Origin of the sequence: Eikenella sp. NML070372 (assembly GCF_001648415.1) — a bacterium.
GTDB classification, from domain to species: Bacteria; Pseudomonadota; Gammaproteobacteria; order Burkholderiales; family Neisseriaceae; genus Eikenella; species Eikenella exigua.
Genome location: NZ_LXSN01000004.1, coordinates 65,471 through 78,985 on the forward strand (window position 1 = coordinate 65,471; position 13,515 = coordinate 78,985).

Genomic DNA, 13,515 nt, shown 5'->3' on the forward strand with positions numbered 1-13,515 from the left:
CAGCCTTTGAAAAAGGGCGGATTAGTAGCCCAAACGCTGGCAGATGGTGGAAGACAATCCGGCCTGGTTGAGGGTGTGGAAATGCAGGCCGGGGGCGCCGTGGCGCAGGAGGCGGCCGCACATTTCGGTTACCACGTCCAGCCCCAAGGCTTTGATGGAGGCGGTGTCGTCGGCATAGGATTGCAGCTTCAGCCGCAGCCAGCGTGAGATTTCGGTGCCGAACATATCGGCGAAGCAGGTGAGTTTGGAGAAGTGGGCTCGGCATTGAAGAAAAACTGAATGATGGCGGAATCGGCGCCGGCTTTACACTTTGTGCACGAAGCTTTGGATGTTGTCTTCGGTGTTGAACGATTGCAGGTGGTATTCGGAGTAGGCAGCCACTATTAGATTGGTTGCGGGTGATTTTCTGTTTTTGCGGCCTTCGGGCGTGCGGGTAGGGAAAATTCGAAGCCGAGAGTATTGTGTTGCATGATGGTGGAGAAAATGAATACGGAAGTAAAGACGATACGGTAGCGGGGATTTAGGCAAGGGAGGCGGATTGAAAAATCGGCGTGAGTAGATGATAAGGAATCCATGTTGAGGGATAGGCTACCTGAAACCGTTCATCCGAAACGGAGTGAGGCGTTTCAGGTAGCCTATACCATTTTTTAAAATCTGGAAACCTAAATCAAACAATCCCCACCGATTGATCAGCTTAGCCATTTTTCTGCCGTTGTAGCCACAATCGTTCGCGCCACAAGCACCGTGTTTAGTTTAATAAGACGGAAATCAGACAAATAAGGCTACCTGAAATTTAGCTTCGCAGAAACTACGCTGCACTGTGTTTTCAGGTAGCCTACTTTTTAAGCAATCACTTGCAAATAATTAGTTCTTGCTCTGATCCACCAGTTTGTTTTTGGTAACCCAAGGCATCATGCTGCGCAACTGTGCACCCACCTTTTCAATCTGGTGGGCGGCGTTTAGGCGGCGGCGGGCAGTCATGCTGGCGTAGTTGGTGGCGCCTTCTTGAATGAACATTTTGGCATATTCGCCGCTTTGAATGCGGTACAGGGCTTTTTTCATCGCTTCTTTGGTGGCAGATGTGATGACTTCTGGGCCGGTAACGTATTCGCCGTATTCCGCGTTGTTGGAAATGGAGTAGTTCATGTTGGCAATGCCGCCTTCGTACATCAAGTCCACAATCAGTTTCAGCTCGTGCAGGCATTCGAAGTAGGCCATTTCGGGCGCGTAGCCGGCTTCCACCAGGGTTTCAAAGCCGCATTTCACCAGTTCGACCGCGCCGCCGCATAATACGGCTTGTTCGCCGAACAGGTCGGTTTCGGTTTCTTCGCGGAAGTTGGTTTCAATCACGCCGCCCTTGGTGTTGCCGTTGGCTGCGGCGTAGGAGAGGGCGATGTCGCGGGCTTTCCCGCTTTTGTCTTGATACACGGCAATCAGTGAGGGCACGCCGCCGCCTTTGAGGAACTCGCTGCGCACGGCGTGGCCTGGGCCTTTGGGGGCAATCATTACTACGTCTAAATCGGCACGCGGCACGATTTGGTTGTAGTGCACGTTGAAGCCGTGAGCAAAGGCCAATACGGCGCCCTGTTTCAGGTTGGGCTCGATTTCGGCGCGGTATATGGCGGGCTGGGATTCATCCGGCAGCAAAATCATCACCAAATTGGCGGCTTTGGTGGCCTCAGCCACGGTGCGCACGTCGAAGCCGGCGGCTTCGGCTTTGTTCCAGGAGCCGCCTTTGCGCAGGCCGACAATCACGTTTACACCTGAATCTTTCAAGTTGGCCGCGTGGGCGTGGCCTTGCGAGCCGTAGCCGATGATGGCCACGGTTTTGCCTTTGATGAGGGAGAGGTCGGCATCTTTATCGAAGTAAACTTGCATGTGGATTCCTTTTTGGGGATTCGGTTAAACAGGGTAGCCGGCGCGGCCGTTATGCAGTGCGGCGGGCTGGCAGGTGGACATAGCGGTGGCAGGTAAAGGCACCGTCGCATGTATTTAGATGATGCATGCTACCCGAATTTTGACAAGTCGACAGCGTTTTTAGACAAGTTTTCAAAATAGGCTCGAGGAAAGGTAAAATGTAATGTTTTTTAGGCATATTGTCTAATTTGACCTCGTAGAAACTCCGCTTCACTACGTTTTCAGGTAATCTTATTAATGCTGCCTGAGCAAATTTTTCAAAAAACCACACCATGAGCCGCCAAGAGCTCGGCCTGATTTTCCTGCTCGCCGGCGTGTTTTGTATCTGCTTTGCCGGATTTCGGCAGTTGTATGTGATGATTACTGAAAGCTATACCCTCAACCACTTCTGATACTGTTTGCTCAGGTGGGTGCTCCAGTAGTCGGGCAGCTCCCGCCCGTGGTGATCAAGGGCTATGTAACGAAGTATCGCATGCAGCAGGCCGCTGTTAATTGCGGGGATAGTCTCAGTTCAGTTATAGTTTGAAAAACTGTCTGAGACATATTGAAAGCACAGGCCGGCAGTTTTGCCTGGCCTGTGTTTTTTGGTTGCTGTATCCATCGATGAAACCTTTATTATGAGCAAACCCCACCACCCTGTTACCCCAGCCATCCGTTTTCTGCGTGCACACAAAATCGAGCACACCGCCATGCAGTATCCCTATGAAGAGCACGGCGGCACGGCGCATTCCGCCGAGTGCCTCGGCATCGACGAACACCAGATTGTTAAAACCATCGTGTTGATTAACGAACACAAAAAAGGCCTGATTGTGCTGATGCACGGCGATCGCCAAATCTCCACCCGCAACCTTGCCCGCCAGCTCGGTATGAAACACGTGGAGCTGGCCGCGCACGACCAGGCGCACAAATGGACGGGCTATTTTGTGGGCGGCACCAGCCCCTTCGGCTGCCGCACCGCGCTGTCCGTGTATGCCGAACGCAGCATCTGGGATTTGCCGCTGATGTATATCAACGGCGGCGGCCGCGGCCTGTTTGTAACCGTTGCCCCCGCCCCCGCCCTCGCCGCTCTGAACGCGCAGCCGGTGGAAGTGGCGGTGGATTGAGGTTGCTTGTTTGACGTATAAAAAGCTATCTGAAAACTGTGTTGCGCATTTTCAGGCGGTGCTCTTGATAGCGTACCCCTTTCGAGTTAATTTGAATTGATAAATTAACCCAGCAGTTCTTTTTTCTTTTTATCAAATTCTTCTTGGGTTAGTATGCCTTGGTCAAGTAGGTTTTTGAATTTTAATATTTCATCGGCTGCAGATAATTGAGGAGATGACAGCTGTGTCCTCAATTGATTTAACTCTTCTCTTGATTTGTTTACTGCTTCTACAAAAGGGGCAAGAGTTTGTTTTGTCACACCTGTTATCCCCATAGGCGCAGCACCGTCCCAAATAGTGATCTCGCCAAGAAGAAGTCCTTTTTTATAACTTATTGAGTTGATTTTATCCAAAGGTATTTCTACTTGCTTCAAGCCAAATATCATTCCTTTGTCTAGAAAAACTACTCGTTTGTTTGTGGAAACAATAAGCCAAGTATTGCCGTTTAGTATGCCAGATGTTGCGTAAGTAATAGTTTCATCATCTTGAATAACGTTAGGCAGTTCCTTGACTTCTTTTCTTGTCCCAAAAAAATCCATTGCTCCACAGGCTTGTAGCATCTGTTGAATTTCTTGCTGTGTTCTCATAATTAAGTCCCCTTAGTTAAAATTTACAGAATTTTAACATATTACATAGAGAAGTAAAATGTCTTTGTTCGTTGTGAAGCGAGAATATTGAGCCTGGCTTCTTAATATTCTGTTTATTAATCTTTTGTTTTATTAAAACTAAATCTCTCAAGTAGCTTCAATCTGCTAAAATTCACTCTTCCACAATCCAAACCACCTGCCTGGCAGCCCGAACATCCTTCAGGCTGCCGCCCCCCTTTGTCGGTACACTATGAATCTCCCTCTGCCCAAACCTGCGCAAAAATCCCGCTGGCCGCAGCTTTCCGCTGGCAGCCTGCCTTATTTCCTTGCCTCCGCCCTGTCGGGAAAACCGCCCAAGCTCGTGCTCACGCCCGATGCCGAAACTGCGCTGCGCCTGCAAACCGCGTGGCAGTTTTTCCGCCCGCAAGACAACACCCTGTTTCTGCCCGATTGGGAAACGCTGCCCTACGAGCGTTTCTCGCCGCATCAGGATTTGGTGTCTGAGCGGCTGTCCGTGCTGTGGCAGCTCAAAAACGGCGCTGTGGATGTGTTGTTTGTGCCCGTTGCCACCGCCATGCAGCGGCTTGCGCCGCCGTCTTTCCTGATGGGGCGCACGTTTTGGCTGAAAACGGGGCAGACGCTGGATTTGGACAGGCTGCGCGAAAACCTGGTGGAAGCGGGTTATGCCGCCGTGTCCAACGTGGTGGCGGCGGGCGAATTTGCCGTGCGCGGCGGGATTGTGGACCTGTTCCCCATGGGCGCGGATTTGCCCTACCGCATTGATTTGTTTGACAATGAAATCGACAGCATCAAAACCTTCGACCCCGACACGCAGCGCACGCTCGCGCCCGTGTCCGAAATCCGCCTGCTGCCCGCGCACGAGTTCCCCACCGATGCGGACGCGCAGAAAATCTTCCGCAACTGTTTCCGCGAGGAAATCCCAAGCAACCCGAACGAGGCGACCGTGTACCAAGCCGTGGGCAAGGGGCAGTTCGGCGCGGGCGTGGAATATTACCTGCCGCTGTTTTTTGAAGACGGCTGCGCAGATTTGTTTGATTATATTGGAGAAAACGCGATTATCGTCTGCACGGACGATGTGCACGCCCACGCACACCGTTTTTGGGACGAGGTGAAATCGCGGCACGCGATGGCGCAGGGCGACCCGAGCTATCCGCCGCTGCCGCCGCAGTCGCTGTATCTGCTGCCCGACCAGTTTGCAGGCTGCCTGAAACGCTATCCGCAGGTGTGGACGCAGGCGGATGCAGAGAGCGGCCTGCCGGACGTGGCCGTGAACCGCCAGTCGGACGAGCCTTTGGCGGCGTTGGCGCGCTTTCAGGCTGCCTTCGGCGGCAAAATCCTGCTGTGCGCGGAAAGCGCGGGGCGGCGCGAAACGATGACGGGCTTTTTGAAGCAGCACGGCTTTGACGTGAAACCCGTGTCGGGCTGGGCGGAATTTTTGTCGGACGGATTTTCAGGCAGCCTGAAAGCCAACAGCGTGGCGCTGGCCGTCGCGCCGTTGTCGCAAGGGTTTGTGTTGGGCGAAAGCAGCCTGCACCCTTCAATCGGGCAGCAACCCGCCCCCTCCCCCGTGGGGGAGGGCTGGGGAGAGGGCAACGCGTCCGCGCCCCAAACCGAAATTTCCACCGCCGCCGCAAGCCCTCTCCCTAACCCTCTCCCGCAGGAGAGGGGACAAAGTGCCGCAGCTTCAAAGGCTTCAGGCAGCCTGTACGCCGAAGGGCTACCTGAAAACGGCTCGGATGAATTTTTGCTTCGCAGAAACCCGCTTTGCTCGTTTTCAGGTAGCCCCAACGCCGAAAGCAGCCTGCACCTCGCCGTCATCACCGAATCCGAGCTGTATCAATACGTTGCCCGTTCGCGCGTCCACAGCCGCCGCAAGAAGCACGCTGCCGTGTCGGACGGCAGCCTGCGCGATTTGGCGGAAATCAGCATCGGCGACCCCGTAGTGCACGAAGAACACGGCATCGGGCGGTATCGCGGGCTGGTGCTGATGGGCGAAGACGAAATGCTGCAACTGGAATATGCAGGCGAAGCGCAGCTCTATATCCCCGTTTCGCAACTGCATTTAATCAGCCGCTACTCTGGTCAGGCGCATGAAAACGTCGCCCTGCACAAGCTCGGCAGCGGCGCGTGGAACAAGGCGAAGCGCAAAGCCGCCGAAAAAGCGCGCGACACCGCCGCCGAGTTGCTCAATCTCTACGCCCAACGCGCCGCCCAATCGGGACACAAGTTTGAAATCAACGAGTTGGACTATCAGGCATTTGCCGACGGCTTCGGCTACGAAGAAACCGAAGACCAGGCCGCCGCCATCGCCGCCGTGATTAAAGATTTGACGCAGGCGAAGCCGATGGACCGCCTCGTGTGCGGCGATGTCGGTTTCGGCAAAACCGAAGTCGCCCTGCGCGCCGCGTTTGTGGCGGTGATGGGCGGCAAACAGGTCGCCGTACTCGCCCCGACCACGCTTCTGGTCGAGCAGCACGCGCAAAACTTCGCCGACCGCTTCGCCGATTTCCCCGTGAAAGTCGCCAGCCTTTCGCGTTTCAACAACAGCAAAGCCACCAAAGCCGCGCTGGAAGGCATGGCGGACGGTACGGTCGATATCGTTATCGGCACGCACAAATTGGTGCAGGATGACATCAAATTCAAAAACTTAGGACTGGTCATCATCGATGAAGAACACCGCTTCGGCGTGCGCCAGAAAGAGCAGCTCAAACGCCTGCGCGCCAATGTCGATATCCTTACCATGACCGCCACGCCGATTCCGCGCACCCTCAGCATGGCGCTCGAAGGCCTGCGCGATTTCTCGCTGATTACCACCGCGCCCAGCCGCCGCCTCGCCGTCAAAACGTTCGTAAAACCCTTCAGCGAAGGCAGCGTGCGCGAAGCCGTGTTGCGCGAACTCAAACGCGGCGGGCAGGTGTTTTTCCTGCACAATGAAGTGGATACTATCGAAAATATGCGCGAGCGGCTGGAAACCCTGCTGCCCGAAGCCCGTATCGGCGTGGCGCACGGACTATTGTGCGAACGCGAGCTGGAGCAAGTGATGCGCGACTTTTTGCAGCAAAGATTCAACGTGTTGCTCTGTTCCACCATCATCGAAACCGGCATCGACATCCCCAACGCCAACACCATCATCATCAACCGCGCCGACAAATTCGGGCTGGCGCAACTGCACCAGCTTCGCGGGCGCGTCGGCCGCAGCCACCACCAAGCCTACGCCTACCTGCTTACGCCCGAATACATCACCAAAGACGCAGAAAAACGCCTCGACGCCATCGCGGCGGCAGACGAACTCGGCGCAGGTTTCACCCTCGCCATGCAGGATTTGGAAATCCGCGGCGCAGGCGAAATCCTCGGCGAAGGTCAATCCGGCGAAATGATACAGGTCGGCTTCACGCTCTACACCGAAATGCTCAAACAAGCCGTGCGCGACCTCAAAAAAGGCCGCCAGCCCGACCTAGACGCACCGTTGGGCATCACCACCGAAATCAAACTGCACAGCCCCGCCCTGCTGCCCGAAAGCTATTGCCCCGACATCCACGAACGGCTCGTCCTCTACAAACGCCTCGCCGTCTGCGAAACCGTACAGCAAATCAACGCCATACACGAAGAACTGGTCGACCGCTTCGGTCTGCCCGAACAACCCGTCAAAACCCTCATCGAAAGCCACCACCTGCGGCTTGCGGCCAAAGAATTGGGCATAGACGCCATTGATGCGACCAGCGAAGCCGTCACCATTACCTTCGGCAAACACCACCAAATCGACCCGACAGAAATCATCCTGCTGATTCAGACAGATAAAAAATACCGGCTGGCCGGAGCGGATAAGTTGAAGTTTACGGCTCAGATGGAGGATGTGGAGGCGAGGATAAATATGGTGAAGAATGTGTTGAGAACACTAAGGGGAAGAGCTGCCACTAAATAGAAAGACTGTCTGAGAATATCGGTGTGACTGAGATTGCATATTTTATTTAAGATTGAATAGGAAGTTATCCACGATGATTGGATACAATAAACCTGGCTGGATTTAAATAATTTAAGGTGGGTGGTTATGTTTAAGGTGTTTTATCCATATACTTATATCAATAGTGTTTTTTCTCCAGATTATGAAAACCTGTTTCAGCAAGGCTATCGGGCATTGATCTTTGATATAGACAATACCTTGGTGCATCATGGGTCTGAGGTAACTCAAGAAATTATTGATTTGTTTGAAATGCTGCATCAGATCGGGTTTAGAACACTTTTATTGTCCAACAACAATGCCAAACGTATCGCCCCGTTTGCGGAAACCCTTAATACTTTATTTATTGCAGATGCCCATAAGCCAAACTCGCTCAATTATATGAAGGCATTAGATTTATTGGAGATAACGCCTCAGCAGGCATTAGTTGTTGGAGATCAAATTTTTACAGATATTTTGGGTGCAAACCGCGCCGGTATTGCCAGTATTTTAGTGCGTTTTCTGCAAAAAGACCCCAGCGAACCTATAGGGAAGAAACGGCAACTGGAAAAATTGATTTTGACCTGCTTTCAATATAGCCGATATAGAAACCGAATTGAAATCAAACCTAAAGAGGCTATTGTAAGGCGACGTAACTTCAGTGATATCAATTCTTTGTTTTATCAGATTTCCTGTTATAAAGAAATTGCCAAGAGGTATGTAAGTGACCTCCATGCCAAAACACGATTTGCCCGGTTCAGGAATATAGAAAAGCTTCCAGTTCTGATTTATAGCCATAGTTCGAACATTATCCGGAATGGGCCGGGTATAGATCCGATTTCACAACAAAATAAAGCTGTTAATCTTGCCTTGGCGAGTGAGAAGATTAACGGTATTGTTATCAAGCCAAATGAAATTTTCTCATTTTGGCACCTTGTCGGAAAAACCAGTATACGGAAAGGGTATAAAGAAGGAAGGGTGATCAGTAAGGGTAAGCTGAAAATGGGTGTGGGCGGTGGTTTGTGCAATTTGGCTAACACACTTAATTTGTTGGTATTGCATAGCCCATTGGAAATTATAGAATTGCATACGCATTCTGATGCGCTCGACCCCAGTGCTGAACGAAATAGGGTGCCATTTTCATCTGGAACATCAGTATCTTATAATTATATCGATTACCGTTTTAAAAATAATACTCCACATGATATGCAGATTTTAGTTTGGTGTGAAAATGGGGAATTGAAAGCAGAGTTGAGAAGTACTGTGCCTGTTGAGCATCGCTACCAACTGATAGAAGAAAATCATTGTTTTGTAAAACGTGGTTCATCATACTACCGTCATTCTGAAATTTATCAGCAAATAATTTGCCTTAAAACCGACAAGGTATTGGCACAGAAATTGATTTGGAAGAATCGTTCTAAGGTCATGTATGATCCATGCTTGATTCCAAAGGAATTAATCAAATAACAAAATAAGATGTTATATTTTCAGCATTATTAAAAAATTAAATTATATAAGATTAGGAATCTTATGCAAACCAAAAACAATCTTGTCGTAATGCTGACGCATAATGATCAAACGGTGCTGGAGGCAGCTAAGATATTCGAACAATGTAGGCATAGTAAAGCCAAGTTTTGGGGATTTAAAGAAGTGCCTCTGCCTTTGGAGAACATGAAGCATCTTTATGCTTATATGAAAGAGTGTGGAAAGACGACTTTTTTAGAAGTGGTTGAATATACAGAAGATGCGGGATTGGTAGGAGCAGAGATTGCGTTTGAGTGCGGTTGCGATATTTTAATGGGAACCCGTTATTTCGATTCTATTAATCAGTTTTGCAAAGAACATCAAATCAAGTATATGCCTTTTGTTGGCGGGCTTCAGGGAAGGCCGACCGTCTTGACCGGCCAGATAGAAGATATTATTACTGAGGCGCAGGAGTATGCGGCAAAAGGGGTTTATGGTATTAATTTACTGGGATACCGGTATGTAGGCGATGCCAACCGACTCAACGCGGAATTGGTAAGAAATGTTTCTATTCCAGTATGTTTGGCTGGAAGTATTAACAGCTATCAAAGATTGGATGAGGTTAAGGCTGTTTCGCCGTGGGCATTTACTATTGGGAGCGCATTTTTTGAAAATCGATTTTCGGGCAGTATTCCCGAGCAAATCAACAAAGTTTATGAGTATATGAATGATAGTTGATCGGTTGATTAAAAGCTACCTGAGAAATCTTCAGACAACCTTTTAAAAACGTATAAGGTTCAAATAATATAGTCGTTTCATGCAGATAAAGATAGTGAAGAGTGTGGTGGAATGACTGGTGGCATAGAAGGCTACCTGAAAATTGATTATTGGCTTCAAACCTAGTCTATGTAGGCTAGTGGCTCTGCTGGTGATGTAATTTTTATAAAATAAGGATAGTAAGCGTAGGCTGGGTTAAGACCCAATGCAGCCATCACACCTCTCGAAACGTTGGGTTTACAGTCCAACCTACATATTACGGGAGTTGTTGGTAGTACTGGAGGTGGAGAGTTTTTGAGAACCAAAACCGAGGAAAGATCACTTCCATATTTTAGAAATGGAACTGATAGGAGGAAGGCAGCTAAAGCAAGGAGATAAGAATGAATCGGAAACTATTTACTTTTATAGTTATGTTGGGTTCATTATATGGTACAACACTCATTCTATCGATAATTTATGCAATATTTATTGTTGTAGGTGATATTTATCTTAATAGATTAGGGTTTCAAACATTGCAGGAGATAGTAGAATCATTAACTACACCAACAACATATAATTTTATATTTATATTTGTTCCAGTTATGTCATTGGTTGTGGCGCTAATTGATACAGAGTAGCAAGCACAACGTGAGCAGAGTATCTGTAGAATGGGTACTTGTTACCAATGTGGACAATCAATGCTTCCTGTGTCGCCATGCACTTTTCAGGTAGCCTTTTGATGAGGCATCTTCGCTTCCTTGCCGATACCTGTAACAGATTGCCTGCAAATTCCCCCAACCCCCGCCTGCTGCTTGGCAGACGGGTGCTTTTCAGGTAGCCTTTCTCTTTTTCCAAATCCTATTTTCCGCCCGCCATGAACACCGAAAACGAATTGCCCGAAATTGCGCCGCAAACCTTGCCCGCTGGGGCGTCTGAGATTGAGCCTGCCGCAATTGAAACGCTTGCCGCAGCGGTAGCTGAGTCGCAGGCTGCTGTGTTGGCTGAAATTCCTGCGCAACCGGCGGCTGATGGCGGTGAGGAGGTTGCCGAGCCGGGGCGCAAGTGGCGCGAGGGGCGGATTGTGGATGCTGCCGTGCGTGTGTGGGATGCCTCAGAGCGCACCGGCGTGGCCGATGTGGTGAACAATGGCGACGAGCCGCCTTTGGGCGTGTTTTTGGTGGGCGACCTTTTTGCCGCCACCGACCTTGCCCCCGAGCCGGGCGATGTGTTGCGTGGCGTGTTGCAGAGCCATCCTGTTAGCGGCTATTGGCTGCTCGATAGCGCGGAAAATGCCGCCACATCCAGCCTGCAGCGGCGCAGCCCGGAAGAAGAAGAGGCGCTGCATAAAGAGCGCAAGCAGGCCAAGCGGCAAGATAAATTGGTGAACGGCGAAACTTATGTGGGCAAGGTGGTGCGCTGGAACGAAGAGGAAAAATCGGGCTATATCAAGGTTAAGTCCATTAAAGCGCGGGTGTTTTTCCCTCAATCGGCCTTCGTGTTCCGCGATAAAAGTCCGGCCAACCACCAGCAGGTGAGCTTTGTGCTGGGGCGGCGGGGCGGCGAATGGGTGGCCACCCGTGTGATTCCGCAAGGCTACGAACTGGGCTGGGCCGACCGCGAAAGCCCTTCTTCCGGCACGATTTTGGGCGGCGGTTTCAGCGAAAGCCTGCTCGGCGGCACGTTTATCCTGCTCTTCCTTGCCGCCGTATCCTTTATTTCCTTGCCGCTGGCCGCAGCCTATTTGCTGGCCAGCTGCCTGCTGCTTATTCTCTACCGCACGGACAAGCGCAGCGCCCAAAGCGGCCGCACCCGCGTGCCCGACGGCATGCTGCACCTGTTGGCCATGCTCGGCGGCTGGCCCGGCGGCCTGTTGGCGCAGATGCGTTATCAGCAGCACACTGCGAATATCCGCTTCGTGCGCGCCTTTTGGTTTAGCGTGGCGCTCAACGCCGTGGGCACTTATGTTGTGCTGGTGTACTTTATCGGCTCGCCCGCGTTTGCCTTCCTGAAAAACTAGCCGCATGAACAGCTACTGCACCTTTGCCAACGGCCTGCCTGCTGACAGCACAGACCCCAACAAGCATTATCACGACCATCTCTACGGCTTCCCCATCGAAGACGACAACGAACTCTTCGGCCGCCTGCTGCTCGAAATCAACCAGGCCGGCTTGAGCTGGACGCTGATTTTGCAACGTGCCGCCGGCCTGCGAGCCGCCTACGCCGGCTTCGACATCGCCGCAGTGGCCGCCTTCGGCGAGGCCGATCGCCAACGCCTGCTGGCCGACGCGAAAGTGATCCGCAACCGCCTGAAAATCAATGCCGCCATCCACAATGCGCAGCAAATCTTGCAGCTGCAACAGGCATTCGGTTCGTTCAAAAACTGGCTCGATGGCCACCATCCGCAGCCGCTGGCCGATTGGGTGAAGCTGTTTCGCCGTACCTTCAAATTCACCGGCTCCGAAATCGTGCGCGAATTTTTGGTGAGCACAGGCTACCTGAAAGGCGCGCACAGCGAAGACTGCCCCGCCGCCGAGCGCGCTGCCGCTGCCAATCCACCGTGGCTGCGGGGCTGATTCGGTGTAGGTATATAAGAGAAAGGCTACCTGAAAATTTAGCTTTGCGAGTTCTGCGAAGCTGAGTTTTCAGGTAGCCTTTTGGTTTGGCTGTGGGCGATAGCTTATGTGGCGGGGCAGGGCGGCAAGTGGCTCTGCCGTTTAGTTTTGCCGGTTCTTTCGAATTTTCAGGTAGCCTTTAACGGCGGGATTGGGTGGTGCTGTATTCGGACTGTTTGAACTTCGTTGAAGGTGTATAGTGAATTAACAAAAACCAGCACAGCGTTGCCTCGCCTTGCCGTACTATCTGTACTGTCTGCGGCTCGCCGCCTTGTCCTGATTTTTGTTAATTCACTATATTTTCAGGTAGCCTCAATCGCCGGGTTGCGATGTTGTTTCCGGCAGTCCTTCGTTTCCGCCGGCGGGCGGTTGGGGCGGGTGGTGGTGGAAGAGGCCTTGTTCGGTAATGGTCCAGAGGGCGGCGTCGGTGTGCATGGTTTTGAGGGCGTTGTTGGTCCAGGTGTTGCAGGTGTAGAAGAGGTTGTAGCTGCCGACGGCTTCGTAGAAGGCGTCGTTTTCGCCGTAGACCATGTCGGTGGGGATGGGGAGGGTGTGGCCGTTTTGCCATTGCAGGCTTTGGCGGATGTAGGAAACGAGGCGGCGGTATTGGGCGCGGCTGATGCGGATGGGGGCGCAGCGGGTACAGCCTTCGAGGCTGGGGTAGTAGGTGGCGTGGACGGCGTTGTTGGATAGGCCGGTGGCGGCTTTGAGTGCAGTACTGAATTTGAGGTCGGCCCAGGTGGGGGTGGTGAGGTAGAAGTTTTTATCGCCCAGTCCGATGGCGAGCCAGGGGGCGTATTCTTGGCTGCGGGTGTGTTCGGCGGGGAAGACGGCTCGCCAGTCGGCTTCGCTGCTGAAGGTGGGAACGACGATGTCGGTGTGCACGCCGTTGGAGAGCAGCCATACGGTGATTTTGGGCTCGCCTTCGGGTTGGCCGGGGCTTTTGATGTGGGGCAGCAGCCAAACGGCGGCGCCGTAGAGCAGGAGGAGGGCGGCCAGGCTGAGGAGGCTGCGGCGGATGAGGCGGGAGAGTTTGTGCATGGTGGCGTGCGGTTTGGGGCTACTTGAAAGTTTGGGCT

Annotated in this window: 10 protein-coding genes and 1 pseudogene; 7 read left to right on the forward strand and 4 right to left on the reverse strand. The window is 52.1% G+C overall.

Annotated features, from left to right (window positions below):
- Positions 1-21 precede the first annotated feature (21 nt).
- Together A7P97_RS09580 and ilvC are read right to left on the reverse strand one after the other, a co-directional pair.
- Positions 22-381, reverse strand: a pseudogene (locus A7P97_RS09580) (methylenetetrahydrofolate reductase); the annotation flags it as partial.
- A 483-nt stretch (positions 382-864) separates the two neighbouring features.
- Complete coding sequence (gene ilvC, locus A7P97_RS02120; protein WP_067530193.1) at positions 865-1,878, reverse strand: ketol-acid reductoisomerase; 1,014 nt, start codon at positions 1,876-1,878, stop codon at positions 865-867.
- A gap of 656 nt (positions 1,879-2,534) precedes the next feature.
- Between ilvC and A7P97_RS02125 the strand changes: the two genes are divergently transcribed.
- Entirely contained in the window at positions 2,535-3,020 is a 486-nt protein-coding gene (locus tag A7P97_RS02125) for a YbaK/EbsC family protein (RefSeq protein ID WP_067530922.1), read from the forward strand.
- A 104-nt stretch (positions 3,021-3,124) separates the two neighbouring features.
- On the opposite strand, the gene A7P97_RS10550 is transcribed toward A7P97_RS02125, so the two are convergent.
- Positions 3,125-3,646: a PH domain-containing protein gene (locus tag A7P97_RS10550; RefSeq protein WP_067530194.1), complete on the reverse strand. Its 522-nt coding sequence runs from the start codon at positions 3,644-3,646 to the stop codon at positions 3,125-3,127.
- A gap of 250 nt (positions 3,647-3,896) precedes the next feature.
- Between A7P97_RS10550 and mfd the strand changes: the two genes are divergently transcribed.
- From mfd to A7P97_RS02155, 6 genes are all read left to right on the forward strand, one after another.
- Positions 3,897-7,589 (forward strand): transcription-repair coupling factor, encoded by a 3,693-nt coding sequence (mfd, locus tag A7P97_RS02135; protein ID WP_067530195.1) that lies wholly within the window; start codon positions 3,897-3,899, stop codon positions 7,587-7,589.
- Positions 7,590-7,715: 126 nt separating this feature from the next.
- Positions 7,716-9,071, forward strand: a complete 1,356-nt coding sequence (locus tag A7P97_RS02140) for a YqeG family HAD IIIA-type phosphatase (RefSeq protein ID WP_067530196.1) — start codon at positions 7,716-7,718, stop codon at positions 9,069-9,071.
- Positions 9,072-9,134: 63 nt separating this feature from the next.
- Positions 9,135-9,806: a hypothetical protein gene (locus tag A7P97_RS02145; protein WP_067530197.1), complete on the forward strand. Its 672-nt coding sequence runs from the start codon at positions 9,135-9,137 to the stop codon at positions 9,804-9,806.
- A 419-nt stretch (positions 9,807-10,225) separates the two neighbouring features.
- Positions 10,226-10,462 carry a hypothetical protein gene (locus A7P97_RS09970; RefSeq protein WP_125080439.1) on the forward strand — a complete coding sequence of 79 codons (237 nt, stop codon included), beginning with the start codon at positions 10,226-10,228 and terminating at the stop codon, positions 10,460-10,462.
- A gap of 236 nt (positions 10,463-10,698) precedes the next feature.
- A complete protein-coding gene (locus A7P97_RS02150) occupies positions 10,699-11,841 on the forward strand; it encodes a DUF1294 domain-containing protein (RefSeq protein ID WP_067530198.1) in 1,143 nt (380 codons plus the stop codon).
- A 4-nt stretch (positions 11,842-11,845) separates the two neighbouring features.
- The gene (locus A7P97_RS02155; protein WP_067530199.1) at positions 11,846-12,397 is read left to right on the forward strand and encodes a DNA-3-methyladenine glycosylase I; all 552 of its coding nucleotides are present in this window, start codon (positions 11,846-11,848) and stop codon (positions 12,395-12,397) included.
- Between the two features lie 351 nt (positions 12,398-12,748).
- Here A7P97_RS02155 and A7P97_RS02160 read toward each other — a convergent pair whose 3' ends face one another.
- Positions 12,749-13,477, reverse strand: a complete 729-nt coding sequence (locus A7P97_RS02160; RefSeq protein ID WP_067530200.1) for a TIGR02117 family protein — start codon at positions 13,475-13,477, stop codon at positions 12,749-12,751.
- Between the last annotated feature and the right edge of the window lie 38 nt (positions 13,478-13,515).

Excerpts from the sequence above, each read along its gene's own strand:
- A7P97_RS02125 (WP_067530922.1), top strand. The coding sequence starts at position 2,535 with ATGAGCAAACCCCACCACCCTGTTACCCCAGCCATCCGTTTTCTGCGT.
- A7P97_RS02160 (WP_067530200.1), bottom strand. The coding sequence starts at position 13,477 with ATGCACAAACTCTCCCGCCTCATCCGCCGCAGCCTCCTCAGCCTGGCC.
- A7P97_RS02140 (WP_067530196.1), top strand. The coding sequence starts at position 7,716 with ATGTTTAAGGTGTTTTATCCATATACTTATATCAATAGTGTTTTTTCT.
- A7P97_RS10550 (WP_067530194.1), bottom strand. The coding sequence starts at position 3,646 with ATGAGAACACAGCAAGAAATTCAACAGATGCTACAAGCCTGTGGAGCA.
- A7P97_RS02155 (WP_067530199.1), top strand. The coding sequence starts at position 11,846 with ATGAACAGCTACTGCACCTTTGCCAACGGCCTGCCTGCTGACAGCACA.
- A7P97_RS02145 (WP_067530197.1), top strand. The coding sequence starts at position 9,135 with ATGCAAACCAAAAACAATCTTGTCGTAATGCTGACGCATAATGATCAA.
- A7P97_RS02150 (WP_067530198.1), top strand. The coding sequence starts at position 10,699 with ATGAACACCGAAAACGAATTGCCCGAAATTGCGCCGCAAACCTTGCCC.
- ilvC (WP_067530193.1), bottom strand. The coding sequence starts at position 1,878 with ATGCAAGTTTACTTCGATAAAGATGCCGACCTCTCCCTCATCAAAGGC.
- A7P97_RS09970 (WP_125080439.1), top strand. The coding sequence starts at position 10,226 with ATGAATCGGAAACTATTTACTTTTATAGTTATGTTGGGTTCATTATAT.
- mfd (WP_067530195.1), top strand. The coding sequence starts at position 3,897 with ATGAATCTCCCTCTGCCCAAACCTGCGCAAAAATCCCGCTGGCCGCAG.